The organism is Novosphingobium sp. BL-A-41-Hi4B-X5A (assembly GCF_055521705.1).
Genome location: NZ_CM145500.1, coordinates 3,182,561 through 3,206,341, shown reverse-complemented (window position 1 = coordinate 3,206,341; position 23,781 = coordinate 3,182,561). Strand labels below are relative to the sequence as shown.

General features: G+C 66.0%; 22 protein-coding genes and 1 tRNA gene. 14 read left to right on the top strand and 9 right to left on the bottom strand.

Features of this window, described 5'->3' with window-relative positions; genetic code table 11:
* Positions 1 to 9: 9 nt before the first annotated feature.
* The gene (gene uvrC / locus ACZ1JY_RS15755; RefSeq protein WP_168902715.1) at positions 10 to 1,947 is read right to left on the bottom strand and encodes an excinuclease ABC subunit UvrC; all 1,938 of its coding nucleotides are present in this window, start codon (positions 1,945 to 1,947) and stop codon (positions 10 to 12) included.
* Between the two features lie 130 nt (positions 1,948 to 2,077).
* Between uvrC and ACZ1JY_RS15750 the strand changes: the two genes are divergently transcribed.
* Positions 2,078 to 2,485 carry a PilZ domain-containing protein gene (locus ACZ1JY_RS15750; RefSeq protein WP_465129920.1) on the top strand — a complete coding sequence of 136 codons (408 nt, stop codon included), beginning with the start codon at positions 2,078 to 2,080 and terminating at the stop codon, positions 2,483 to 2,485.
* Positions 2,486 to 2,489: 4 nt separating this feature from the next.
* Here ACZ1JY_RS15750 and ACZ1JY_RS15745 read toward each other — a convergent pair whose 3' ends face one another.
* Positions 2,490 to 5,042 (bottom strand): TonB-dependent receptor, encoded by a 2,553-nt coding sequence (locus ACZ1JY_RS15745; RefSeq protein WP_465129919.1) that lies wholly within the window; start codon positions 5,040 to 5,042, stop codon positions 2,490 to 2,492.
* Positions 5,043 to 5,335: 293 nt separating this feature from the next.
* On the opposite strand from ACZ1JY_RS15745, the gene infA reads away from it, so the two are divergent.
* The 10 genes from infA to ACZ1JY_RS15695 all read left to right on the top strand — a co-directional run bounded on the left by infA (position 5,336) and on the right by ACZ1JY_RS15695 (position 13,090).
* Positions 5,336 to 5,581, top strand: coding sequence for a translation initiation factor IF-1 (gene infA, locus ACZ1JY_RS15740; protein WP_039338683.1), 246 nt, complete (start codon positions 5,336 to 5,338; stop codon positions 5,579 to 5,581).
* The gene (locus ACZ1JY_RS15735) at positions 5,581 to 6,186 is read left to right on the top strand and encodes a Maf family protein (protein ID WP_118072151.1); all 606 of its coding nucleotides are present in this window, start codon (positions 5,581 to 5,583) and stop codon (positions 6,184 to 6,186) included. The genes infA and ACZ1JY_RS15735 overlap by 1 nt, the downstream gene beginning before the upstream one ends.
* The gene (locus ACZ1JY_RS15730; RefSeq protein WP_465129918.1) at positions 6,176 to 7,168 is read left to right on the top strand and encodes a ribonuclease E/G; all 993 of its coding nucleotides are present in this window, start codon (positions 6,176 to 6,178) and stop codon (positions 7,166 to 7,168) included. The genes ACZ1JY_RS15735 and ACZ1JY_RS15730 overlap by 11 nt, the downstream gene beginning before the upstream one ends.
* Entirely contained in the window at positions 7,165 to 7,341 is a 177-nt protein-coding gene (gene yacG / locus ACZ1JY_RS15725; RefSeq protein ID WP_465129917.1) for a DNA gyrase inhibitor YacG, read from the top strand. Before ACZ1JY_RS15730 ends, yacG begins: the two co-directional genes overlap by 4 nt.
* 109 nt (positions 7,342 to 7,450) lie before the next feature.
* Positions 7,451 to 7,526, top strand: a tRNA-Phe gene (locus ACZ1JY_RS15720).
* A 109-nt stretch (positions 7,527 to 7,635) separates the two neighbouring features.
* Positions 7,636 to 8,571, top strand: coding sequence for an NAD(P)H-binding protein (locus ACZ1JY_RS15715; RefSeq protein WP_465129916.1), 936 nt, complete (start codon positions 7,636 to 7,638; stop codon positions 8,569 to 8,571).
* Positions 8,572 to 8,615: 44 nt separating this feature from the next.
* Positions 8,616 to 10,055, top strand: a complete 1,440-nt coding sequence (locus ACZ1JY_RS15710) for an FGGY-family carbohydrate kinase (RefSeq protein ID WP_465129915.1) — start codon at positions 8,616 to 8,618, stop codon at positions 10,053 to 10,055.
* Positions 10,052 to 11,197: an FMN-dependent L-lactate dehydrogenase LldD gene (gene lldD / locus ACZ1JY_RS15705; RefSeq protein ID WP_465129914.1), complete on the top strand. Its 1,146-nt coding sequence runs from the start codon at positions 10,052 to 10,054 to the stop codon at positions 11,195 to 11,197. The genes ACZ1JY_RS15710 and lldD overlap by 4 nt, the downstream gene beginning before the upstream one ends.
* A 19-nt stretch (positions 11,198 to 11,216) precedes the next feature.
* Complete coding sequence (gene rhaT / locus ACZ1JY_RS15700) at positions 11,217 to 12,290, top strand: L-rhamnose/proton symporter RhaT (RefSeq protein WP_465129913.1); 1,074 nt, start codon at positions 11,217 to 11,219, stop codon at positions 12,288 to 12,290.
* Between the two features lie 26 nt (positions 12,291 to 12,316).
* A complete protein-coding gene (locus tag ACZ1JY_RS15695; protein WP_465129912.1) occupies positions 12,317 to 13,090 on the top strand; it encodes a DeoR/GlpR family DNA-binding transcription regulator in 774 nt (257 codons plus the stop codon).
* Positions 13,091 to 13,226: 136 nt separating this feature from the next.
* Here ACZ1JY_RS15695 and ACZ1JY_RS15690 read toward each other — a convergent pair whose 3' ends face one another.
* Positions 13,227 to 13,463 carry a hypothetical protein gene (locus ACZ1JY_RS15690; RefSeq protein WP_118072158.1) on the bottom strand — a complete coding sequence of 79 codons (237 nt, stop codon included), beginning with the start codon at positions 13,461 to 13,463 and terminating at the stop codon, positions 13,227 to 13,229.
* 60 nt (positions 13,464 to 13,523) lie between these two features.
* On the opposite strand from ACZ1JY_RS15690, the gene ACZ1JY_RS15685 reads away from it, so the two are divergent.
* A complete protein-coding gene (locus tag ACZ1JY_RS15685; protein ID WP_118072159.1) occupies positions 13,524 to 13,766 on the top strand; it encodes a helix-turn-helix domain-containing protein in 243 nt (80 codons plus the stop codon).
* Between the two features lie 3 nt (positions 13,767 to 13,769).
* Here the strand turns inward: ACZ1JY_RS15685 and ACZ1JY_RS15680 are convergent, their stop codons facing one another.
* The 6 genes from ACZ1JY_RS15680 to ACZ1JY_RS15655 all read right to left on the bottom strand — a co-directional run bounded on the left by ACZ1JY_RS15680 (position 13,770) and on the right by ACZ1JY_RS15655 (position 19,735).
* Entirely contained in the window at positions 13,770 to 14,234 is a 465-nt protein-coding gene (locus ACZ1JY_RS15680) for a low molecular weight protein-tyrosine-phosphatase (protein ID WP_118072160.1), read from the bottom strand.
* On the bottom strand, positions 14,231 to 15,244 hold the full coding sequence (locus tag ACZ1JY_RS15675; RefSeq protein WP_465129911.1) for an ACP S-malonyltransferase: 1,014 nt from the start codon (positions 15,242 to 15,244) through the stop codon (positions 14,231 to 14,233). The genes ACZ1JY_RS15680 and ACZ1JY_RS15675 overlap by 4 nt, the downstream gene beginning before the upstream one ends.
* The gene (locus ACZ1JY_RS15670) at positions 15,237 to 17,441 is read right to left on the bottom strand and encodes a dehydrogenase E1 component subunit alpha/beta (protein ID WP_465129910.1); all 2,205 of its coding nucleotides are present in this window, start codon (positions 17,439 to 17,441) and stop codon (positions 15,237 to 15,239) included. Before ACZ1JY_RS15670 ends, ACZ1JY_RS15675 begins: the two co-directional genes overlap by 8 nt.
* Before the next feature lie 287 nt (positions 17,442 to 17,728).
* Positions 17,729 to 18,625 (bottom strand): carbon-nitrogen hydrolase family protein, encoded by an 897-nt coding sequence (locus ACZ1JY_RS15665; RefSeq protein WP_465129909.1) that lies wholly within the window; start codon positions 18,623 to 18,625, stop codon positions 17,729 to 17,731.
* Between the two features lie 100 nt (positions 18,626 to 18,725).
* Entirely contained in the window at positions 18,726 to 19,313 is a 588-nt protein-coding gene (locus ACZ1JY_RS15660; protein WP_465129908.1) for a GNAT family N-acetyltransferase, read from the bottom strand.
* Complete coding sequence (locus ACZ1JY_RS15655) at positions 19,310 to 19,735, bottom strand: ketosteroid isomerase-related protein (protein WP_118072164.1); 426 nt, start codon at positions 19,733 to 19,735, stop codon at positions 19,310 to 19,312. The genes ACZ1JY_RS15660 and ACZ1JY_RS15655 overlap by 4 nt, the downstream gene beginning before the upstream one ends.
* Positions 19,736 to 19,960: 225 nt before the next feature.
* On the opposite strand from ACZ1JY_RS15655, the gene purC reads away from it, so the two are divergent.
* A complete protein-coding gene (gene purC, locus ACZ1JY_RS15650) occupies positions 19,961 to 20,746 on the top strand; it encodes a phosphoribosylaminoimidazolesuccinocarboxamide synthase (RefSeq protein ID WP_039332937.1) in 786 nt (261 codons plus the stop codon).
* 170 nt (positions 20,747 to 20,916) lie between these two features.
* Complete coding sequence (locus ACZ1JY_RS15645) at positions 20,917 to 23,757, top strand: M16 family metallopeptidase (protein WP_465129907.1); 2,841 nt, start codon at positions 20,917 to 20,919, stop codon at positions 23,755 to 23,757.
* The last annotated feature ends 24 nt before the right edge of the window (positions 23,758 to 23,781 follow it).

Below are 23,781 nucleotides of genomic sequence, written 5' to 3'. Positions count from 1 at the left end.
CTCCATGCTCTACCCGTTCGGATGATAGAAGTCGTAGACGGTTTGCGCCACTGCCGCGCTCACGCCCGGTGCGCGCTGCAGATCATCAAGGCTGGCGGCCCGGACCTTGCCCGCCGTGCCAAAGTGCAGGAGCAGCGCACGCTTGCGTGCCGGGCCGATGCCGGGAATCTCGTCCAGCGGGCTGGCGGTGATGGCCCGGCTGCGCTTGGCGCGGTGTGCGCCGATGGCGAAGCGGTGAACCTCGTCGCGCATGTTCTGCAGGTGGAACAGCACCGGCGAGTTGACCGGCAGCATCTTCTCGCGCCCGTCGGGGAAGTGGAACACCTCGCGCCCCTCGCGTCCGTGGTGCGGCCCCTTGGCAATCGCAATCAGCGGCACGTCCTCGATGCCGAGTTCGCCCAAGGCCTCCTTCACCGCCGACATCTGCCCCTTGCCGCCGTCGATCAGCACAAGGTCCGGCCACATGCCGCTTTCGCGATCGGGGTCTTCCTCCTGCGCTTTCCCGAAGCGCCGGGTCATCACTTCGCGCATCATGCCGAAGTCGTCGTTGGTCTGCGCGGTCTTGATATTCCACTTGCGGTACTGGCCCTTCACGAAGCCTTCCGGCCCCGCGACGATCATCGCACCCAGCGCGTTGGTGCCCTGGATATGGCTGTTGTCGTAAACCTCGATCCGCTGCGGAACGTCCGGCAGTTCGAGGAATTCGGCGAGTTCGCGCATGACCCGCGCCTTGGTGCCGCTTTCGGCCATCCGCCGGTCAAGCGATTCCACCGCATTGCGCTGCGCCTGCTCCATCAGCCTGCGCCGGTCGCCACGCTGCGGCACAGAAATCTCCACCTTGCCGCCTGCGCCTTCGCACAGCGCCTCGGCCAGCAGCGCGGCCTCGGGCAGTTCGCGGTCAACCAGGATCAGCCGAGCAGGCGGGACTTCCTCATAGAACTGGGCGAGGAAGCTGGTCATCACCTCCTCTTCCGAAAGCCCTTCGGTGTGGCTCGGGAAAAAGGCGCGGTGGCCCCAGTTCTGGCCGCCGCGAATGAAGAAAGCCTGCACCGCCACCTGCCCGCTCTTCACCGCCATGGCAAAGACATCGGCATTGCCGACGCCCTCGGCGTTGATCGCCTGGCTCCCTTGGATGAAAGTGGCGGCGCGCAGGCGATCGCGCAGCATCGCGGCACGCTCGAAGTCGAGGTTCTCCGCCGCCTCCTGCATCTGCGCCTCGATCTCGCGCTGGACCGCGCTCGACTTGCCGCCGAGGAAATCCTTGGCCTGCCGCACCAGCTCGCCATAGTCCTCCGGGCTGATCCTGTCGACGCAAGGGGCCGAGCAGCGGCGGATCTGATACAGCAGGCAGGGCCGGTCACGACGCGACATGAAACCGTCGTTGCAGCTGCGCAGCAGGAACAGCTTCTGCAGCGCGTTGATCGTGGTGTTGACGCTCCCCGCGCTGGCAAAGGGGCCGTAGTAGTTGCCCTTGGCCTTGCGCGCGCCGCGGTGTTTCTGAATGCGCGGGAATGCATGATCGCCGCGCAGCAGGATGAACGGGAATGATTTATCGTCGCGCAGCAGAACGTTGTACGGCGGGCGGAAGCGCTTGATCAGCTGTGCTTCCAGCAGCAGCGCCTCGGCTTCCGAATTCGTCGTGACGATCGTCATGCTGCGCGTCTGGCTGACCATGCGCCGCAGGCGGTTGGGCAGGCGATCGACCTGGGTGTAGTTGGCGACGCGGTTCTTCAGCGCCCTTGCCTTGCCCACGTAAAGCACATCTCCGCGCGCATCGAGCATGCGGTAGACACCCGGCTTGGGTCGCAAGGTGTTCACCGTGTCACGGATGACCGAGACCCCCAGCTCGATATCAGGCTTGTCCGCGCCGCGCACGGTCGTGGACGCGCGATCTTCGTGGAAGCGCTCGGTATCGCGGTCGGGTGGAGGGGCGGGCGTGCGGGCCATGGCGTAACCTTGCAAATAGTCGCTGAAGCGCGCCGCGCAATGGCAAGGTGGCCGGTTTTCCCAAAGTCATCAGGGTTTTCCCTGATGATCCATTTCGGCGGTTTTAGGGCCGTTGCGCCACAATCCGCACATGATCGGGCAACCATTCGGAAAGGCTGGGACGAGCGCAAGCGCCATTCCTCAAGGGCGTCGTGGCGATGCCCGCGTTCGCCTGCATCTTCCCGCGCGCCTGATCCTCCTGACGAACGTGCAATCCTGCATTCTCGAGGATCTTTCGGCTACCGGAGCAGCCCTGATCCCCGAGGACGGCCTGCCCCCGGTTGGGGCATCGGCGATCCTGCAGTGTGAACATATCGAAGCCTTCGGTGTGATCCGGTGGGCGCGCTATGGGCGTTGCGGCGTGATGTTCGAGGAAAAGCTGCCGCTGTCGCAGGTCATCGCTCTCAGGCACTTCTCCGATAACTACGAGCAAACCGAACGCGAGCGCCACATGGAGCGCGCCCGCGCCTGGGTCCAAGGCAAAAGCCGCATCGTCTGAACCGTCAGAACTGCTTGCGGAACTCGATCTCGAATACCCGCCCGCGCGGATCGAGGTAACCGGGCTGATAGCGCAGCGGGACGCTGCCGGTGTCGTCGGTCACGCGCTGCTGGGCGTTGAACACGTTGTCGACCGAGAGCGAGAGGCGTGACCCTTTGAGGAAGGGCACCTTCTCGACCAGCTTTTCCTTGCGCCCAAGATCGGCGAAGAGGCGCAGGTTGAACGTCGCGATCGGATCAAAGCGCAGCGTGGTCGAGCCCGGAAGTCCGCTGGCATCGATGCGCGAGCCGCCCGTGTAGTTTCCACTGAACCGCAAGCCGAACCCGCGGTAGAACCCGCCGCCTTCCATCTCGAGCGAATGACGCGCCACGCTCCCGCTGATGGCCTCACCATCCAGAAGGTTGAGCACGGTGCCACCGGGTGCGATCTGCACGGATTGCTGGAAACGCACGGTATGGAACACGGAGAGGTTCCACCGCCCCCGGCCGTCGGAGTTGAACCCGCCGCGTCCGCCGCCGCCGCCGCCCATGCGAGGCCCTGCGCCGGGAGGAGGACCGCCCGCCGGAGGACCACCAGCTCCGGCGCGAGGACCGCCGCCTCCGCCACCACCGCGCGCGGCACCGAAGGGGCCACGCTGCATGTTGGGGTCAGGCTTGCCGAAATTGCCGGAGAGATTGATGCCGTAGCGCAGGCGCGAGCCCTTCTCTTCGGCGAAGGTAACCGGGCTCTGGTCAACCGACACGATCCGCCCCGAGGCATCGCGAATGACGCGCCCCGGAAACGCCGCTTCGACTTCGGACGTCAGCAGCGGGAAACTGTTGGTGGTATTGGTCGAACGGTTGCGGAAGTATTCAGCGACGAAAGTCGAATCCTTCAGGAACGGCAGCGTCCAGTTGAAACCGAACTTCCAGTCGCGCTGGCGTTCCTTCACGAGGTTGGGATTGCCGCCCGAGATCACCCGCGCCAGCACCGTCTCGCCGCGCGAAAAGTCATAGATCGAGACGTTCTCGGTCAGGATCGACGGACCGCCCAGTTCGGTCAGTGTCGGCGCCTTGTCCGCGGCAACATAGCTCGCCTGCAGGGTCAGCTTTTCGGTGGGGCTGTAGGTCAGCCCGCCGCCCCAATTATAAAGCGTGCCGAAGTCCGAAAGGCGGTGCACTTCGGCATTGGCGTTGAGCGAGAGGTCGCCCACGCCGGCACCGAAGCCTTCCCTGCGGCTGGTAATCGGCAGATCGATGCTGAAGCCCGCTTGCGCATCGCCACGCTTGAGATTGAGCTGCCCCGTGCTGGTGCGGGTATCGCTGCTTTCGATGCCAGAATAATCGAACCCGGCCTTGACGGTCAGCGCCACTTCACCGCCCGGCAAGCGCAGCGGACGGCCTGACAGCGTAGCGAGACTGGTCAGCGAGTCCGTCTTTGACAGCGCACGGTCAGCCGCACCGGGAATGATCGCTGCCGACGGCAAGGCGCCCGAAGCTGCCAGCGCGCCCGAAGTGACCAGCGCCTGCAGGCCTGAGAGGTCTGCCCGGCGGTCGATCGTGCTTTTCGTCTCGACGTGCCCGCCATCTGCGGTAACGGCCAGGTTCCAGTTCCCCAGCGGCTTGTTCAGCGCCGCGCTCGCCTGCAGCGTCGTGGTGCGACGCCGCGTCGTCAGCGGCTGCGGATCGAGTGTGAAGCGCGAGAAGCTGCCGCTCGCATCTGTCAGCGTCACCCCATTGAGGCCGTTGAGCGAGCGCGAGTCGTCACGCTGGGCGAGCAGGTTGACGCTGAGCCCCGCCCCGCCGCCAAGCGCGCGGGCCAGCGTCGCGTTCAATTGCGCAGACTTCGAATCCGCAATCAGCGTCCGGTATGCGGCAGGATCCGGGTCCCCCGCGACGCGCGTCGCCGAAGTGCCGGGCTGGACGATTCCGCGCTCCGCCTCGGTCAGCGGGCTTGCATCCTCGAGCTTGCCCGTGACATTGATGCGGTTGCCGCCGGCAATCTGCGTCAGAGTGAATTCCTGCTCCCACTCGGTAAAGCCTCCGCCACTCGGCAGGCGCAGCTCGCTGTCGCTGCCGAAGCTGCTGAAGTTGTCCTTGAGGATGAAGTTCACCACGCGCTGGTCGGGCCGGTAGCCATACTTGAGCGCGACTTCCTCGGGCAGCACCTCCACTCGGCGGATGGCTTCGGGCGGCAGGCCGCGCATCTCGCGAAAGCCCGAAATGCGCATGCCGTTCAGCAGCACCACCGGCATCCCGCCGCCCCGGCCACGCCCTGACGAGGTCTGTGGCGAAAGCGCGGCAAGGAGTTCCTGCAGCGAGCCGGCCCCGTAGGAAGCGATCGCGTTCTCGTCGAGCACTGCAATCGGCGGCTGGGCGGTATCGACCTGGCCCTTGATGCGGGTGGCGACGACGAGAATCTGGTCGTCCTCGGCTGTAATCGGGTTGCCTTCAAGATCCTGCAGCGCGTCCTGCACAGGATCGTCGGTTCCGGCGATCACGTCCTGCGCCACGGCGGGATTGGCCACCAGGAGGCAACAGGCAATGGCAGCCAGCGAGGGCGCGGCGGAAAATCTCACGTCTGGAAATCCTTGAACTCAGAGGTTGCCGGGCAAGCGTCGGCTCTTCAACGTCACACCTGCCGAGACGGTCCCGCAGTGGCTATGCGCATTTGGTATCAGTTTGTCGCACTGCAGCATGCATGGTTACATCGGCAGCGAAACCTGAACCAAAGCTGGTCACTGCCCGCGCGCCTCTTCCCTTTTTCGCCCGGCAAGGCTATGGGCCGCCCAATTCCTCTGCGCGTGGATCATTTTCGATGACCTGCGCGTTCCTTTTGCATACCTCTATACAAAGGCATCCGAGCCCGCCGATGGCGAAAGAAGAACTCCTCGAAATGCGCGGACAGGTGGTGGAACTCCTGCCCAACGCAATGTTCCGCGTCCGCCTCGAAAACGACCACGAAATCCTCGGCCACACCGCCGGCAAGATGCGCAAGAACCGCATCCGCGTGCTGGTGGGCGACGAAGTGCTGGTCGAACTCACCCCTTACGACCTCACCAAGGGTCGCATTACCTACCGCTTCATGCCCGGTCGCGGCGGTCCCGGCGGCTTTTGATGACGGGCGAGCTTTCGCCCGCGTCATCACCTCACCAACTGGTTCTGGCATCGGCCAGCCCGCGCCGGCTTGAACTGCTGCGGCGCATCGGCGTCACGCCCTCGCGCGTCCTCGCCACCGACATCGACGAGACGCCGCAGAAGGGTGAGCGTCCCCGCGCCCATGCGTCGCGCCTTGCTGCAGAAAAGGCTCGCGCTGCTGCCGTTCTTGCGCCCGGCAGCGTGATCCTCGCGGGCGATACTGTCGTTGGTGCGGGAGCACGCATCCTGCCCAAGGCGGAAGACGAGGCCACGGCACGCCACTGCCTGGCCCTGCTGTCAGGCCGCCGTCACCGCGTATTTTCCGCCATTGCGCTGGTCACCCCGGACGGCAAACTGCGCGAGGCCCTGTCCGAGACCATCGTTCGGTTCAAGCGCCTCTCCGATGAGGAAGTGGAAAGCTACATCGCCGGTGGCGAATGGCACGGCAAGGCCGGAGGCTACGCCATACAGGGCAGCGCCGAAGGCTTTTGCGACTGGCTGTCGGGCAGTCATTCCGGCGTGATCGGCCTTCCCCTTTTCGAAACCCGCAGGCTTCTGCGGGCCGCAGGCATCGATGTCCGCTGATTGGCTCCATGAAGCAGGGATCGGCGAAGAACGCGCGATCCTGGTCTCGGGCGGCCGCATTCTTTCTGCCCGAGTCTGCTGGGGAGAGAAGGTGCGCCCCGGTCTGGTCGCGCAGGCCCGCCTCGTCACCCGCCACGCCGGCAGCAGGCGCGGGGTCGTGCGCTTCGATGATGGCGCGGAAGCGCTGGTCGACCAACTCCCCCGCGAGGCTACCGAAGGCGTGAGCCTGACCGTGCGCGTAACCCGCGCCGCCATCGCCGAACGCGGCCGGACCAAACTCCCTGTCGTCCGCCCCGCCCCCGGCGAAGACCCTTGTCCTACGCCAGGCTTGCGAGAGGAACTCGAGGCCACGGGGGCATCGGTCAAGACCGTCGCGATCTCCGGCCGGGCCTTTGCCGACAACGGCTGGGACGAACTGCTCGAACAGGCCGCAACGGGCGAAGTCGCATTCGCCGGCGGCGCCATCATCGTCAGCCCGACGCCGGCCATGACCCTTGTCGACGTCGATGGCGCCTTGCCACCGCTCAAGCTCGCCCTCGGCGCCGTCGATGCGATTGCCGATGCCCTGCACCGGCTCGACATCGGCGGTTCGGTCGGCATCGATTTCCCGACCCTGCACGAGAAGAAGGACCGGCAGCACGTCGACAAGGTCCTTGGCGATGCGCTGATCGAATGGCAGGGCGAGCGTACCGCGATGAACGGCTTCGGCTTCGTGCACCTGGTCTCCCGGCTGGAGCGCCCTTCGCTGGTGGCGCGCTACGCTCGTTTTCCGGCGGGCGCCTCAGCACGGGCGCTGCTACGACAGGCCGAGCGGGTGAGCGAACCCGGCGCCCTGCTCCTGTGCGCGCACCCGCGCGTGATCGAAGCAATCCTGCCAGAGTGGGAGGCCGAACTGGCCCGACGCACCGGTCGCACGATCCTCCGCAAGGCCGACCCGGCGCTTGCCCTTTCCGGCGGTTTTGCCCAAGGCGTGCCGTTATGAATACCTCCGCCGCCCGGCCCACCCAGAAGCGCTGTCCGATCTGTGGCAAGCCCCGCAGCGAAGCCCATAGTCCGTTCTGCTCCACGCGCTGCAAGGACCGCGATCTGGTGCAGTGGCTGGATGGCGGATACGCTATCCCGGGCCGACCGGCCGACGAGGATCCGGAAGACTAGCCCACTCCAAAATTTTCGCGCGATGGGGCTTGCCAAGCCCGCGCCGCTTCGCCATAGGCGCGCTTCCCATCGCCTGCAGGTCCTTCCGAAGGACGCGGCAAACGACGATGCCCGGGTAGCTCAGTTGGTAGAGCAGCGGATTGAAAATCCGCGTGTCGGCGGTTCGAATCCGTCCCCGGGCACCATTTTCACTGGTCTCCACATCATCACTTGATCGCCCTTGCGATCTGCTTGACTGTTCCCGCCTGACGTCTGCTTGTTGACAGGCGGGGGGAGGAAGCGATGCGGGTCTGCGTGGCCGGGGGGACGGGGACGATCGGGCGCGCGGTGGTTCGCGAAATGGTTAAGCGCGGGCATGTGGTCACTTGCCTGTCGCGGCGGCCGGACGATGGTCTGGCGGCAATTGCGCAAGTCGCTCTCGCCGACCTTGCCGATACGAAAGCGTTGGGGCGAATTTTCGCCGAGGGCCGGTTTGATGCGGTCATCTCGTGTGTGGCTTCGCGCACTGGGGTGCCCGACGATGCCTGGGCGATCGACCACCGGGCCAACCTCAATCTGCTCGGCGCCGCCAGGGAAGCAGGCGTCGGGCAATTCGTGCTGCTTTCGGCGATCTGCGTGCAAAGGCCGCTGCTGGCGTTCCAGCATGCCAAGCTGGCGTTCGAAGCTGCGCTTGCATCATCCGGTCTGCGCTATTCGATCGTCCGCCCGACCGCGTTCTTCAAATCACTGTCCGGACAGATCGAGAGGGTCAGGGCCGGCAAGCCGTTCCTCGTCTTCGGGAATGGCGAATTGACCGCGTGCAAGCCGATCAGCGATGGCGATCTTGCCGCCTACATTGCCGACTGCCTCGATCATGAGGACCGCTGGAACCGCGTGCTGCCGATCGGCGGCCCCGGCCCTGCTCTCACCCCGCGCGCGCAGGGGGAAGCATTGTTCGCAATGCTGGGTCAGGAGCCCCGCTTCCGGTCGGTGCCGCTGGGGTTTCTGGGCGCGATTGCCGGGATGCTCGGGCTGGCTGGCAAGGTGATCCCGGGCCTAGCCGCCAAAGCGGAACTGGCCCGGATCGGGCGATACTATGCCAGCGAATCGATGCTTGTGCTCGATCCGGCAACTGGCCGATACGATGCCGAGGCGACACCTTCGACCGGCAGCGATACCCTGTTTGACCATTACCGCGCCGTGCTGGACGGCCGCGCCAGCGTCGATCGCGGCGATCACGCGGTCTTTTGAGTTTCCGCTGGAAACGATCATATTTGATTGCTATTGATCGTTTATTGAAAATTCTGCGGGAGAGCGCAGTGCCGTCAGGCGCAACCATCGTCATCGATCTCGGCAAGACGCTGAGCAAGGTCAGCCTGTGGGACGCAGGCGGGACGATGCTCGACCGTCAGGTGCGCCCCAACGTGCCGCTGGAAGTCGACGGTATCCGCCGCCTCGATGCCCCCGCAACGGGCAAGTGGCTGATCGAGACGCTGGCCAGCTATGCCCATGCGCCGGTGGAGACGATCGTGCCGGTCGGCCACGGCGCAGGCGTGGTGGCGCTGGTCGACGAGGCAATGGCATTCCCGCCGTTCGATTACGAGCAGCCGATCCCGGCGACAATGCTGGCCGAGTACCGCGCGCAGCGCGACCCCTTTGCCGTGACTGGCTCCCCCGCCCTGCCCGACGGGCTCAATTTCGGCAGCCAGCTGTGGTGGATGGAGCGTCTTGCCCCTGAAGCCATGGCCCGCGCCACGCTCCTGCCTTGGGCACAATACTGGGCCTGGTTCCTCACCGGCAATGCTGCCAGCGAGGTGACCAGCCTTGGTTGCCATTCGGACTTGTGGTGCCCGCAGGAGGCCGATTTCTCGCCCATGGCAAAGCGCCTCGGCTGGGCAGAGCGATTCGCGCCGCTGGTCCGCGCCGGGGATACCGTTGGCAACTTGCGCCCGGAGATCGCCGCGCAGACCGGCCTTTCTCAGAACGTGCGCGTGCTGGCAGGCCTGCACGATTCCAACGCCGCCCTGCTCGCCGCTCGGGGCTTTGCCGAGATTGCCGACAACGAGGCGACCGTCCTGTCCACCGGCACCTGGTTCATCGGCATGCGGCTTCCGGCAACACCCGTGAACACCGCCGACCTTCCCGAAGCGCGCGACTGCCTCGTCAATGTCGACGTCCATGGCCGCGCAGTGCCCTCGGCCCGTTTCATGGGCGGGCGCGAGATCGAGACGCTGATCGAGATCGACACCCGCCGTGTCGATATCAAGCCCGACCAGCCCGCGTTGCTTGCCGCTGTGCCAGAGGTGTTGCGCGCACCGCGCATGGTCCTGCCAACACTGATGCGCGGCTTCGGACCCTATCCTCGCGGCACGTTCGACTGGGTCAACCGCCCCGATGACTGGTACGAGCGCCGCGCGGCGGCCTGCCTCTATGCCGCGCTGGTCACGGACACCGCGCTGGACCTGATCGGATCCACGGAACGACTTCTGGTCGAAGGGCGCTTTGCCGAGGCCGAAGTCTTTGTCCGCGCACTGGCCGCACTGCGCCCCGACACCGCCGTCTATACCGCAAACGCGCACAACGACGTGTCGTTCGGCGCGCTCCGCCTGATCGATCCTTCGCTCAAGCCCCGCGGCGAACTCGTTCGTGTCGAGCCGCTGGACGGTGACCTCGACACCTATCGCAACCGCTGGCACGCCGAAATCGACGCCGTTTCGAAGAGAACCGCCGCATGATCGCCGCCTCCATACCGGACTTCCGCGAACTGGCGCGCCGCCGCCTGCCGCACTTCCTGTTCGAATACATCGACGGCGGGTCCTATAGCGAGACGACGCTCAGGCGGAATGTCGAGGACTTGCGCGACATTGCCCTGCGCCAGCGCGTGCTGCGTGACGTTTCGGGGCTGGACCTCTCGACCGAACTGTTTGGCCAGAAGCTCAAGCTGCCCGTCGCCCTCGCCCCGATCGGCCTTGCCGGGATGAACGCGCGGCGCGGCGAATGCCAGGCCGTGCGCGCGGCTGAGACGGCGGGAGTTCCCTTCACGCTCTCGACCGTCTCTGCCTGCTCGCTCTCAGAAGTCGCCAAGGCCGCGAGCAAGCCGTTCTGGTTCCAGCTCTACATGACCCGCGACCGCGGTTTCATGCGCGAACTGCTGCAGGAAGCGGTCGAATTGAACTGCTCGACGCTGGTGTTCACCGTCGACATGCCGGTGCCGGGCAGCCGCTACCGCGATTACCACTCAGGGCTGGCCGGAGCCTCGGGCATGAAAGGCGCGCTCCGCCGCACGCTGCAAGGCGCGATGAAGCCGTCATGGGCGTGGGACGTCGGCGTGATGGGCCGCCCGCACGGTCTTGGCAACGTGATCCGCAAGCTTCAGGGCAAGACCGGGATCGAGGACTTCTTCGCCTGGATGCGCGAGAACTTCGATAGCTCGATCTCGTGGAAGGATCTCGATTTCATCCGCTCAGAATGGAACGGACCGCTGGTGATCAAGGGCCTGCTCGATGCCGAGGACGCGGTGGAAGCGGCCAACCTTGGCGCGGACGGCATCGTCGTGTCCAACCATGGCGGCCGCCAGCTCGATGGCGTGCCCTCCACCGCGCGCGCCCTGCCCGCCATAGCCGATGCCGTGGGTGACCGGATCACCGTGCTGGCCGATGGCGGCGTGCGCTCGGGCCTCGATGTCGTGCGCCTGCTTGCGCTCGGCGCCAAGGGCGTGCTGCTCGGCCGGGCCTGGGTCTTCGCGCTGGCAGCGCAGGGGCAACAGGGCGTGGAGCACATGCTCCGCCTGATCGAGGCCGAAATGCGCGTCGCCATGACGCTGACCGGCGTGAAGAACATCACCGAGATTGATCGCTCGATACTCGTCAAATCATAAGAACAAGGGACAGGAACCGATGGGCGCGAACCCGCTATTGGGCGTAATCTTTCACTGGATCGGGGGCTTCTCCTCGGCCAGCTTCTATGTTCCCTACAAGCGCATCAAGCTGTGGTCGTGGGAAGTGTTCTGGCTCGCGGGCGGCATATTCTCGTGGTTGATCGCGCCATGGCTGTTCGCCTCGATCCAGACGGAGGACCTGCTCGGCGTGCTCTCCGCCACGCCACGCGAAACCCTCATGTGGTGCTGGTTCTGGGGCGCGATGTGGGGCTTCGGCGGGCTGACCTTCGGCCTGACCATGCGCTACCTCGGCCTCTCGCTCGGCATGGCCGTGGCGCTTGGGCTCACGACCGTGATCGGCACGATGGGACCGCCGATCTTTGACGGCACCCTTGGCGCAATCGCAGCCACCACCAGCGGCAAGCTCACCCTGCTCGGCATCGTGATCACGCTGGCGGGCATTATCGTCGTTGCCCGCGCGGGCAACGCAAAGGAAGCCGATCTTGGCGGCGCGGCATCGGAAGGCGTGGCCGAGTTCAACTTGCGCAAAGGGCTGTTGATTGCGACCTTCTCGGGCGTGATGTCCGGCTGCTTTGCCTGGGGTCTTGCCGCCGGACAGCCGATCCGCGACCTCACGCTGGCAGCCGGGACCGACCCGCTGAGCCAGGGCCTTCCCGTGCTGTGCGTCGTCCTTGCCGGCGGCCTCACCACGAATGCCCTGTGGTGCGCGTATCTGATCGCCAGAAACAAGAGCTTCGGCCAGTTCTTCGGCGCGGCCTCGCCCGAAGCGCAACCCGGCGAGCGCCCCAACCTGCTCGCCAACTGGCTGCTCGCGGCGCTCGGCGGCACGCTGTGGTACGGCCAGTTCTTCTTCTACACCATGGGCGAAAGCCAGATGGGCGAATACGGCTTCTCCTCGTGGACGCTGCACATGGCCTCGATCATCCTGTTTTCCACGCTCTGGGGCTTCGCGCTCAAGGAATGGAAGGGCGCCTCCCCGCGCACCCGCGCGCTGGTGTGGACCGGCATCGGCCTGCTGGTCGGCTCGACCATCGTGATCGGTGCTGGCAACATGCTGCAGGCGAGTGCATAAGCGCAGGCCAAGGGGACGGTAGGCGCATGCACGCGGCAGAACGGGAAAGACGCATCTTCGAGGCGCTGCGGCCGACGGGCTTTGTCAGCTACCGCGATCTCGAGGTCCTGCTCGATGCCTCGCCCGCCACGATCCGGCGTGACCTGACACGGCTGGAAGAGACTGGGCAGATCATCCGAGTCCACGGTGGCGCCAAGCTGCCAGAGGGCGACGATGCGAGCGGCCCGCGCCTGCTCGGCACCTCGTTCGACCAGAACATCACCCAGAACCTGGGGCCAAAGCAGGCCATCGGCAAGGCAGCGGCGGCGCTGTGCCAGCCGGGCGAAGGGGTGATGATCGATGGTGGCACCACCACCCTGCAGATGTGCCCGCATCTCGATGGTCTCGGGCTTCAGGTGCTGACCAACTCGCTGCACATCGTCAACGCCCTGCTCCCGCAGCAGGGCACGCGCATCCTGCTGCCTTCAGGCGCCGTATTTCGTGAACAGAACATCATCCTCGCCCCCGCCGGCGAAGAATCGATGCCCCGCTTCCACGCCCCGCGCCTGTTCATGGGCGCCGCCGCGATCGGGCCGCAAGGCGCGATGCAGGCCGATCCTGTGCTGGTCGCCGCCGAACGCCGCCTCATCGACCGCGCCGAAGAGGTGATCCTGCTCGTCGACAGCAGCAAGTTCCGCAGCCAGTCCGGCACGATCGTCTGCGGACTGGACGAGATCGATACGGTAATCACCGACAGCGGCATCGCGCCCGCAGCAGCCGCAGCCCTGCGGGACGCGGGCGTGAAGCTGGTCGTCGTCTGACCCTAGGGTCAGGACCCATTACTCACGCGCGAGCCCCGCTCGTCCTGAGCCTGTCGAAGGACGCAAGCACCACGCCAGATGCTTCGACAAGCTCAGCATGAGCGGACTTGGGAAATTCGGTGAACAGGCAGCAAGGTTACTTCGCCTGTTTTCGCATCTCCAGATAGGCCGCTTCACGCTCTTCCGGCGCAAGGGTGAGAAGGTATCGGCTGGCTTCCCTGAACGTCAGGAACGGCTTTTCATCGACGACGATCGGCACCGTACGGCCATTGTAGATCCGCCGCAGCAATCGGCGTTGCGGTCTGGTCAGCGATGCTTCGGCTTCTCCGGATTCCGTTTCGAGTTCCGCTTCAAGGCCCGTTTCAATGTCCATTTCAGGGTCTATAGGGCAGAGCAGCGGCGCCCGCCAATTCAATCGGGCAAAGGAGAAAGAATGAGCGGAGCATTCACGCAGACCGAGCTGGGCGAGCATTTTGCCCACTGCATCCAGGTGCTCGGCGGGACGACAACGGCCAGCCGGCGACTGGGCATTGATGAACGCGCGATTCGGCGCTTCGTCAACGGTGAGAAGCCCGTTTCTCCGCGCCTGATGCAGGACACCGCGTCGGCCCTGCGCGCGCTGATTGAAGAAGCTTCCGCTGCCGAAGCGCGCATCACCGCTGCACTCGGCACTTGAATCTCAGCGCAGGTAGCGCCTGACCAGCCGCTCGGCCGCCGCGCTGACGTCGGCCCAGGCCTGCTCGAAATCTTCCTCGTCGCCATAGTAGGGATCGATCACCGCGGTGCCCTTGCGACCCGGCACGAGGTCCATCAAAAGCGCGACTTCGGCGATGTGGCGCGATGGCTCGATCCGGCGCAGGTCCTTCAAATTCTGCTGGTCGAGCGCGAAGATGTGTCCGAAGCGTGTGAAGTCTTCCGTGGTGACCTGCCGGGCGCGATAGCTCGAGATATCGAGACCGTGCCGGCGCGCGGTTTCCTGCGCACGCGGATCGGGCGGGCGGCCGACATGCCAGTCCCCGATGCCGGCAGAGTCTATGGTCATCGCCACGCCTGCCGCCACGGATTGCGCGCGCAGGGCCGCCTCGGCGAGAGGCGAGCGGCAGATGTTTCCAAGGCAGACGAACAAAATTGAAGGTTGGCTCACGGGATCACGATACTCCGCTGGCTGGGTCGCCCCAGGCCAATCAGAAACGGATCCTCTCCCTGCCGCGCAGTGAACATGCTTCGGGACGCAATGTCCATCCATTTTCGAGCAATCAGCACCTGCCCGATCGCCCCGCCGAGCGTCTCGCCGGGTCCGAGCAGCACCACGCGGTCAGGCGCGAATTCGCGGATGCCCACGGTCATCGCGGCGGTAAAGTCATAGGGCTGCAGGATCTGGTGGCCGAAGGTATAGTCCCACAGCTCATCACGGTTGCTCTCGAACCGCCGCCACACCTTGCCGCGCCCATCGATCAGCGGAACCTGCGGCTGGCCGAACCAGTCTACCGGGAACTGCGCCCGCGCCGAAGCGCTGCTCGGCTGCATTAGTGGGGTATGGAACGGCCCATGCCCGGGAAGCCGCATTGGCGGGCGCGATAGCGTCGGCAAGTCCTTCTCGAACGCATCGAGCGCCGCCACCGGCCCCGCAACAACCAGCATCCCGCCCAGCCGGATCGAGGGCAGCACCCCGTTGCGCGCCATCGCCGCTTCCACCTCGGCCAGCAGCGCGGGATCGACCGTCCAGTCCTCCCCGGCCAGTACCAGCACCGCCTGCCCGCCCGGCTCATGGCGCTGCGAATTGATCCCCATGCCATCGGCAATGGCAAAGCCATGGCTTGGCGAGACCACCCCGGCGCAAGCGAGCGCGGTGTACCAACCCATCGAATTGCCGGTCACCGCGACAATCTCGAACTGCTCGCGGTCGATCCTGAGGAAATCGAGGTAAGCGCAGGCATGGATCAAGGGTGCGGCATTGTCACCCCGCAGGTGCGCTGCGGTAAACTTCGCCGCCCCATCCAGCGCCGACAAGGTCTCCTTCCCCGCCTCGGCCCGCATGGCATCGAACCGCGCCAGCCAGTCGGATTCGGCGTGCTGCTGCCGCAGATACCCCAGTTCCGGCGCGTTGTATGTCCCGCGCCCCGGGCAGACGACAAGGACCGTCTCCTTAGCCACGCACCATCTCCAGCACCTTGGCCACGATCCCGTCGCGGCTCGGCAGTGTGTGCGTCGCAGCCCGGGCGAGCGGGATGAAGCTGTCGGTCGCCGCCATGCGCGCAATCGCCTTGCCCGGCGCACGTTCGGCCAGCAGCGCCATCAGCGCCTCGTTCTGCCCACCGGTAATGCGGCACTCGTCCACCACCAGAACCCGCGAGCACGGCGCGACCGCTTCGATCACCGCATCGTCATTCACCGGCCCCAGCCAGCGCAAGTCGATGCCCCGCACCGCAACGCCCTGCTCGGCCAGCAGCTTCTGCGCCTGCAGCGAAAGGTAGAACCCGTTGCCATACGTCACGATCGCAAGGTCGCTGCCTTCGCCCGCAACGCCGATCTCGCCAAACGCAATCTCGCCCTCACCGGGCGGCTGGTAAAGGCTGGCCCACAGCCCATCACCTGGCTCATGCAAGTCGCGCGTCATGTAGAGCGCAATCGGCTCGACAAACACGACCACGCGGCTCTCCTCATGCGCCAGCCGCACGCATTCGCGCAGCATTGCCACGGCATCGCGGCCAGAGGACGGCACCGCCAGGACAACGCCCGGAATGTCGCGGAAGACGGCCAGCGAATTGTCGTTATGGAAGTGCCCGCCGAACCCCTTCTGGTAGGGCAGCCCGGCGATGCGAACGACCATCGGGTTGGTAAACTGCCCGTTCGAAAAGAACGACAGCGTCGCCGCCTCGCCCCGGATCTGGTCCTCGGCATTGTGGACATAGGCGAGGAACTGGATCTCCGGCATCGGCAGCAAGCCGTTGTGCGCCGCCCCGATCGCCAGGCCCAGGATCGCCTGCTCGTCCAGCAGGGTATTGATCACCCGCGCCGACCCGAACCGCGCATGCAGCTTCTGCGTCGCGGCATAGACCCCGCCCTTCGGCCCCACGTCCTCGCCGCAGACGATGGCGTTGGGATACTGCAGCAGCAAATCGGCCATCGCCCAGCTGATCAGCTTGGCCATGTGCTGTGGCTTGTCCATTGCGGCCGCATCATCGGCAAACAACGCGCCGCGGTCCTCCGCCGAGGCCAATGGCCGCGCCACACCCTCACGCCTCGGCGGCACGATGCTCGCCATCACCGCCTTGGCATCGGGCAGCTTGGGCCGCCGGATCGCGAGTTCCACCTGCCGTTCGAGCGTCGCCTCGATCTCGTCATAGACGGCGCGGACCTCGGCGGCAGACATCACCCCTTCCTCGATCAGCAGCGCAGCGCTCGCCAGCAGCGGGTCGCGTTCCTCCTCGGCGCGCACTTCCTCCTTGGTGCGATAGGCCAGCTGCACGTCGTTCCCGGCATGGCCGTAGAGCCGCACCGTCTTCATGTGCAGGAACACGGGCTTCCGCTGCCGCCGCGCCATCGCTTCCGCTTCCCGCGCCGCCCGCATCGTGTCGACAAGATCGGAGCCATCGCAGGCGATGTAGTGCAATCCCGCGCGCCCAGAGAAATTCGCCTCGATCCACCCCGGCGGCGTGCGCGTGGAAATGCCGATGCCGTTGTCCTCGCACAGGAACACGATCGGCATCGGTGTGCCCTGAAACGCCGCCCAGCAAGCCGTGTTGATCGCGCCCAGCGCCGTCGAATGGTTGGCACTGGCATCGCCAAAGCTGCACAGCACCACGCCGTCCTTGGCCAGCACCGTCTCGCTCCAGCCCATACGCCGCGCGATGCCGATGGAGAACGCCGCCCCCACCGCCTTGGGCAGATGACTGGCGATGGTCGAAGTCTGTGGCGGGATGAACAGCCGCTTCGATCCCAGCACCTTGTGCCGCCCGCCCGAAATCGGGTCCTCGGCGCTCGCAGCAAAGCTCAGCAGCATGTCCCACGCCGGGTTCTCGCCGGGCACGCGGTGCGCGCGGTGGATCTGGAACGCGGCATCGCGATAGTGCAGGAACGCCATGTCATCTGTGCGCAGCACTTCGGCCAGCACTGCATTGCCCTCGTGGCCCGACGAGCCGATGGTATAGAACCCCTCGCCCCGCGCCTGCAGCTTGCGGCTCATCCGGTCGAGCTGGCGCGACAATGCCTGCGAGCGGAACAGCGCCGCCGCCCGCTCCGGCGCCAGCCCCACATCCTTGAGCCCAAGGTTCGAGCGCCTGCGCGCCGTGCCGCTCTCCAGCGCATCAAGGAACTGCCGGTGGACCTGCTCGGCGGCATCAAGCGACATTGCGGATGGTTTCCCTCGTAACGAAACCCGGTCATAGCCGGAGCGTGTGCCGGATGGGAACCCCGTCTTATTCTGTTTCACGCAGAGACGCGGAGAAGAGAGGGAGACGCGGAGAAAAGAACAAGGATTTTTCTCACGCTAAGCCGCTTCAGTCACCGATCTTTGGTTTCAGTTGAGGAGCAAGGCCTGCGGCGCTCACGACATCTTCGCGTCTTTGCGCCTTTGCGTGAGTCAAATCTGCAAAACTCCGCGCCTCCCTTCTCCTCCGCGTCTCTGCGTGAACCAATCTACCTCAAATCCACGACCTCCACCCGCGGCAAGGCCACCGCCCCCGGCTGCTCGCCCCAATGCCGCACATTGAGCACCCCGCCATCGGCACGCAGTTCAGACACCAGCGCCGTATCCACCTCGGCAAAAACCCACTGCGGCGCACCTTCAACCCCGATCGCCAGCACGCCATCCTCCGGCATCCCGCGATCCGGCGGCCCGTAGACCGCAGCCGCCCCCCGGTTCACATCCACCGCCGGAGACCACGCCGCCTCGCCCACCGTCGGCGATTGCACCACAAAGCACTGCCCCTCCAGCGCGCGGCCTTGCGCCCCGATCCGCACGCGCCAGTAACCGTGCAGGCTGTCCGTGCACGAAGGCACCAGCAGCACCTCGGCCCCCGCCTCGACGCAGGCCCGCGCCAGCAGCGGAAACTCGCTGTCATAGCAGATTGAAACCGCCAGCCGTCCGAGCGCCGTATCGAACACCCGCAGCGCGGCTCCGGGCGCAATGTCCCACTGCTCCCGCTCGAACCGGGTCATCACCAGCTTGTCCTGAACCGAGGCCTTGCCATTGGGCGCAAACAGCCGCGCGGCATTGCGAAAGCGCCCGTCCGCATCCTCGCGCGGCGCTGATGCAGCCAGAACATGCATCCCCGTCTGCGCCGCCAGCTCACCATGAAGCGCATCGACACGCGGCAGCAGCGCCGAAACCGTCTCGATGGACCCCGCCAGATCGCCCATCGTCGCAGGATCAAGGCTCGCCAGCTCCATCGCCCCATATTCGGGAAACACCGCCAGCTTTGCCCCCGCCGCCGCAGCCTCTTCCACCCACCGCGTCAGCTTGGCCGCATAGGCATCCCAGCTCTCCAGCCGGTCAATCGGATACTGCGCGGCAGCAACAACAAACCGCGTCATTCCCCCCTCCCGCAGGCGGGAGGGGCGCTTCTTCCTTCCCCCCTCCCGCAGGCGGGAGGGGTTGGGGGTGGGCATTCGCCTAAAGGCGAACCAGAGCCCCTCACCACGTCCGCATCCAGTACTGCATCACGTTCACCTTCTCGGCCTCGTCGCCATGCTCCTTCCACGCAAGCTCGGCGGTCAGGTCCGGAACCACGGCATAGCCGCGCCGCGCCCAGAAGGCATCGAGGGGCGAATAGTCTTGCGGCTTGGCCGGATGGTCGTCAGCCCGCACCACTGCCGCAAAGCACGCCGCATTGGCACCGCAGCGCACCGCCTGCGCCTCGCGGTGGTCGAAGAAGGCGTGGCCAATTCCGTGCCCGCGATAGTCCGGCAGCAGCACGCTCTCGCCGAAATAAAATAGCCGCGAAGTGTCAATGCCGCGCGCCTCGAACGGCGCCCGAAACTCCGCCTTCTGGTGCATCATCGGAGCGGCCGTCGCCGCGCCGACAATCCGCGCCCCGTCGAACGCCGCCACCAGCACGGCATCTGGCGCCGCCGCATATTCGGCCAGATATTCCGCCTCATACGTCGCATCGCCATCATAAAGGTAAGGATAGGCCGCAAAGACGGTGATCCGCAGCTGCGCCAGATCATCCAGCGCCGCCGCAATCTCCGCTCCGGTCAGAGGGCGGACCGCGATGCTCAACTTCCCACCACCTGCTTCGTCCAGTCGGCAAGGTTGTAGTACATCGTCAGCCGAGTGATCTTCCCGCCTTCGATCGCCAGAAATGCCCCCGCCGGCAGCACGTAAGTCTGCCCGTTTGCCTCTGGCAGGCCCTCGTCGGTCGCGAGGTATTGCCCATGCACCACGAACTCCGCCGCGGCCCGCGTGCCGTCCTCGCTGGCCATCAGCACGATGTCTTCCAGACGCTCCTTGTAGCACCGCTCCATATGGCCCAGGAATTGCGCAAATGCCGCCTTGCCGACAACCCGCTCCCCCTGATTGATGTCATGCGCCACATCATCACTCAGGCATTCCAGCATGCCCTCCCAGTGCCCCGCATTGAACGCGGCGTAATAGCGGGCGAGCAGGGCAATCGCGTCAGTTCGGGCAGCAGGACTGGTCATGCGTCGGTCTCCTTTGCCCGCAGCCTAGCGCCCCCCGCCGCACCATTCCAGCGCCCCGCCCTGCAAGGCTCCATTGCACAGGCGCATCCAATTGCACTTTGGCGCATGTTGGCCTATGGGCGGCAAGAACGCCCCGGCGCTTGCGATGGATTCGCCTCCAACGCGATGCCGGGGTTTTGTATTCTGGCCGGGCCGCTGCCCGGCGCCGTGCAGGAAGACGTTATCATGTCCCGTCGCCGCCAGATCTACGAAGGCAAGGCCAAGATCCTTTACGAAGGCCCCGAACCGGGCACGATCATCCAGTACTTCAAGGATGACGCCACCGCCTTCAACGCGCAGAAGCGCGGTACGATCAACGGCAAGGGCGTGATCAACAACCGCATCAGCGAGTACGTGTTCACGCGCCTCGCCCACATCGGCATTCCCACCCACTTCATCCGCCGCCTGAACATGCGCGAACAGCTGGTGCGCCAGGCAGAGATCATCCCGATCGAAGTGGTCGTGCGCAATATCGCCGCAGGTTCCATCTCCAAGCGCCTCGGCATCGAAGAGGGTGAGCCGCTGCCGCACACCCTGATCGAATACTACTACAAGGACGATGCGCTGGGCGATCCGATGATCGCCGAAGAGCATATCGCCTGCTTCGGCTGGGCATCGAACGAGGAAATGCAGGACATCTCCTCGATGGCCATCCGCGTGAACGATTTTCTCTGCGGCATGTTCGCGGCGATCAACATCAGCCTCGTCGATTTCAAGCTCGAATTCGGCCGCATCTGGGATGGCGATTACAGCCGCGTGATCCTGGCTGACGAAATCAGCCCCGACGGCTGCCGCCTGTGGGACATGACCACCGGCGAAAAGCTCGACAAGGACCGCTTCCGCCGCGACCTCGGCGGCGAGGAGGAAGCCTACCAGGAAGTCGCCCGCCGCCTCGGCCTGCTCGAAAACGACGGCGGCCCCAGCGAAGTCTTCGACCTCGGCGCCCACCGCAAGCTGCGCGGCAAGAAGTAACCCACAAATCCTCCCCGTTTTCCCGCAGGGCAAATGGGGAGGTGTCAGCCGCAAAGCGGCTGACGGAGGGGCAGTGCTTGCCCTAAGCCCCCCTTCGGCAACGGAGGGGGTTTTTGTTTGCCCCAACACCCCATTGCACCCCCGCCCTCAACCGGGCACACCGCTGCGCAATGATCCTGCGCCGCCTGCTTCCCCTCGCCGCTGCCCTGTCCCTCGCCGCCTGCGCCGCGCAGCCTGCGCAGATCGCCAGCGCTCCTAAGCCAACGTGGGCTTTCCAGCAGAGCGACCTTCCCCCCGATCCCGCCTACCGCTACGGTCAGCTGCCCAACGGCATGCGCTTCATCATCCGCCGCAACGCCACGCCCGCCGGCACTGCGCAGGTCCGCATGGACATTGCCACCGGCTCGCTTGACGAGCGCGAGGGCGAGCGCGGGTTTGCCCACTTCGTCGAGCACATGGCGTTCAACGGCTCGACCCGCGTGCCCGAAGGCGAAATGGTCAAGCTGCTCGAACGCAACGGCCTGTCCTTCGGCGCGGACACCAACGCCCAGACCTCGTTCGAGCAGACGCTCTACATGCTCGACCTGCCGCGCAACGATGCCAAGCTGCTCGACACAACACTGATGCTGATGCGCGAGACGGCAAGCGAACTGACCTTCGACCCTGACGCCGTGGCGCGCGAACGCGGCGTTGTCCTGTCCGAACTGCGCGACGGGCAGGGCTGGAGCCGCACCAACCTCGAAGACCAGCTCGCCTTCTTCTACCCCGACGCGACGTACCCCAAGCGCCTGCCCATCGGCACGGTCGAGACGCTGAACGCTGCCACCGCCGATGCGCTCAAGGCCTTCTGGGCGCGCGAATACGTGCCATCGAAGACCACGCTGATCGTCGTCGGCGATTTCGATCCCGATGTGGTCGAGCAAGCCATCCGCACCCGCTTTGCCGACTGGCAGGAGAGGCAAGAAACCCCGCGCCCCGATCAGGGCAAGGTCGATCCGAAGCAAAAGGCCGGGGTCGATATCCACCTCGATCCCTCGCTGTCCGAGCGCGTCACCGCCTCGCGCCACGGACCATGGCTGCTAGAGCCCGACACCATCGCCAACCGCCGCCGCAACCTGCTGCGCCAGATCGGCTACGGCGTCGTCAACCGCCGCCTCGCCCGCCTCAGCCGTACGATCGACCCGCCGTTCCGCGGCGCGGGCTTCGGCACCAGCGAGGTGTTCCGCATCGGCCGCACCACCAACGTCATCGTCGATACGGTGGACGGCGGCTGGCAGCGCGGTCTTGCCGCCGCAGCCGGGGTCTACGCGCGCGCCCTCGCCTCCGGCTTCACCCGAGCCGAAGTGGACGAACAGCTCGCCAGCATCCGCACCGGCCTCGAGAACGCCGCCGCCGGGGCCGACACCCGCAGCCACGGCACTCTCGTCGGCGCCGCCCTCGCCCTGATCCGCGACGACCAGGTGCCGACCACGCCCGAGTCCGGCCTTGCCCGCTTCAACCAGTTCGCCCCGACGATCACGCCCAGGACCGTGCTCGCCGCGCTGAAAGAGGAAGCCGTCCCGCTGAAGGACCCGCTGCTCCGCTTCCAGGGCCGAACCGCACCCAAGGGCGGCGAAGACGCGCTGCGGAACACATGGGCCAAGGCCACCCGTGCCAAGGCTCCGGCGGGCGAAGTCCCCGCGCCCATCCCGTTCGCCTACACCGACTTCGGCCCAGTCGGCACGATCGCCAGCGACACCACCGAACCGCTCTACGGCATCCGCCAGATCCGCTTTGCCAACAACGTCCGCCTCAACCTCAAGCGCACCGATCTTGCCAAGGACCGCATCGACGTTCGCCTCAATCTCGATGGCGGCGAGATGCTCGATACCCGGGCCGACCCCCTTGCCACCGAAATGACCGGCGTGCTGGCGCGCGGCGGTTTGGGCAAACATAGCGAGGACGACCTCCAGACGCTGCTCGCCGGCCGCTCGGTCGCATTCGGCCTCGGCGCATCGGGAGACACCTTCTCCGCCGACGCCACCACCACCCCGCGCGACCTGACGCTGCAGCTCCAGCTCTTCGCCGCACTGCTGACCGACCCCGGCTACCGCGCGGAAGGCGAAGTGCTCTACCGCCAGAACATCGCCAATTTCTTCGCCCGCCTGCGCTCCAGCCCGCAAGCAGCCCTGTCCAACGCCATCGGCGGCATCCTGTCGGACAACGACCCGCGCTTTACCCTGCAACCGCAATCCGCCTACACCGCGCTGAGCTACGACAAGCTCCGGCGCGACATAACCCACCGGCTCACCCACGGCGCCATCGAGATCTCGATTGTCGGCGATATCGACGAGGCCGCCGCCATCGACGCCGTCGCCCGCACGTTCGGCGCCCTCCCCCCGCGCGAGGCCGATTTCCGCCCCTACACCGCCGAACGCCAGCGCAGCTTCACCGCCAAGCGCGGCCTCCAGATCGTCCGCCACACCGGCGAGGCCAATCAGGCCGTGGTCCGCACCACCTGGCCCACCCGCGACGATCGCGATCCGGACGAGGCGATGGCGCTCTCCCTGCTCGCCGAAGTCGCCGGGATCGAGGTGCTCGACAGCGTGCGCGAAAAGCTCGGCAAGGCCTACAGCCCCGGTTCGTCCAGCGCCCTCAGCCGCGTCTGGACCGGCTACGGCACCTTCACGATGAGCGCCTCGGTCGATCTGTCCGACGTTGCCGCAACCCGCGCCGCGCTTCAGGAAACCACCCGCAGCCTGATCGCCTCGCCCGTAGACGACGACGTCCTCCAACGCGCCCGCGCCCCAATGCTCGAACGCATCGACAACGCGCTCAAGACCAACGGCGGCTGGAGCGCTCTGGCCGAGCGGGCACAGACCCAGCCAGACCGCCTCACCCGCGCCAAATCCGCCCGCGCCCGGCTGGAAAAGCTCACCGCGGCAGACCTGCAAGCCGTGGCCCGCCGGTATCTCTCACCCGAAAAGGCGGTGCAGGTGCTCGTTCTGCCGGAAGGAGCGGCAGTTCCGTGAGCGAATGAGTGCGGCGATCCCCAC

Bases quoted from the DNA above. Each gene is read 5' to 3' on its own strand.
- uvrC (WP_168902715.1), bottom strand. From the start codon at position 1,947: ATGGCCCGCACGCCCGCCCCTCCACCCGACCGCGATACCGAGCGCTTC.
- ACZ1JY_RS15750 (WP_465129920.1), top strand. From the start codon at position 2,078: ATGATCGGGCAACCATTCGGAAAGGCTGGGACGAGCGCAAGCGCCATT.
- infA (WP_039338683.1), top strand. From the start codon at position 5,336: ATGGCGAAAGAAGAACTCCTCGAAATGCGCGGACAGGTGGTGGAACTC.
- ACZ1JY_RS15735 (WP_118072151.1), top strand. From the start codon at position 5,581: ATGACGGGCGAGCTTTCGCCCGCGTCATCACCTCACCAACTGGTTCTG.
- ACZ1JY_RS15730 (WP_465129918.1), top strand. From the start codon at position 6,176: ATGTCCGCTGATTGGCTCCATGAAGCAGGGATCGGCGAAGAACGCGCG.
- yacG (WP_465129917.1), top strand. From the start codon at position 7,165: ATGAATACCTCCGCCGCCCGGCCCACCCAGAAGCGCTGTCCGATCTGT.
- lldD (WP_465129914.1), top strand. From the start codon at position 10,052: ATGATCGCCGCCTCCATACCGGACTTCCGCGAACTGGCGCGCCGCCGC.
- rhaT (WP_465129913.1), top strand. From the start codon at position 11,217: ATGGGCGCGAACCCGCTATTGGGCGTAATCTTTCACTGGATCGGGGGC.
- ACZ1JY_RS15695 (WP_465129912.1), top strand. From the start codon at position 12,317: ATGCACGCGGCAGAACGGGAAAGACGCATCTTCGAGGCGCTGCGGCCG.
- ACZ1JY_RS15690 (WP_118072158.1), bottom strand. From the start codon at position 13,463: ATGGACATTGAAACGGGCCTTGAAGCGGAACTCGAAACGGAATCCGGA.
- ACZ1JY_RS15685 (WP_118072159.1), top strand. From the start codon at position 13,524: ATGAGCGGAGCATTCACGCAGACCGAGCTGGGCGAGCATTTTGCCCAC.
- ACZ1JY_RS15670 (WP_465129910.1), bottom strand. From the start codon at position 17,441: ATGTCGCTTGATGCCGCCGAGCAGGTCCACCGGCAGTTCCTTGATGCG.
- ACZ1JY_RS15665 (WP_465129909.1), bottom strand. From the start codon at position 18,625: ATGACGCGGTTTGTTGTTGCTGCCGCGCAGTATCCGATTGACCGGCTG.
- ACZ1JY_RS15655 (WP_118072164.1), bottom strand. From the start codon at position 19,735: ATGACCAGTCCTGCTGCCCGAACTGACGCGATTGCCCTGCTCGCCCGC.
- purC (WP_039332937.1), top strand. From the start codon at position 19,961: ATGTCCCGTCGCCGCCAGATCTACGAAGGCAAGGCCAAGATCCTTTAC.
- ACZ1JY_RS15645 (WP_465129907.1), top strand. From the start codon at position 20,917: ATGATCCTGCGCCGCCTGCTTCCCCTCGCCGCTGCCCTGTCCCTCGCC.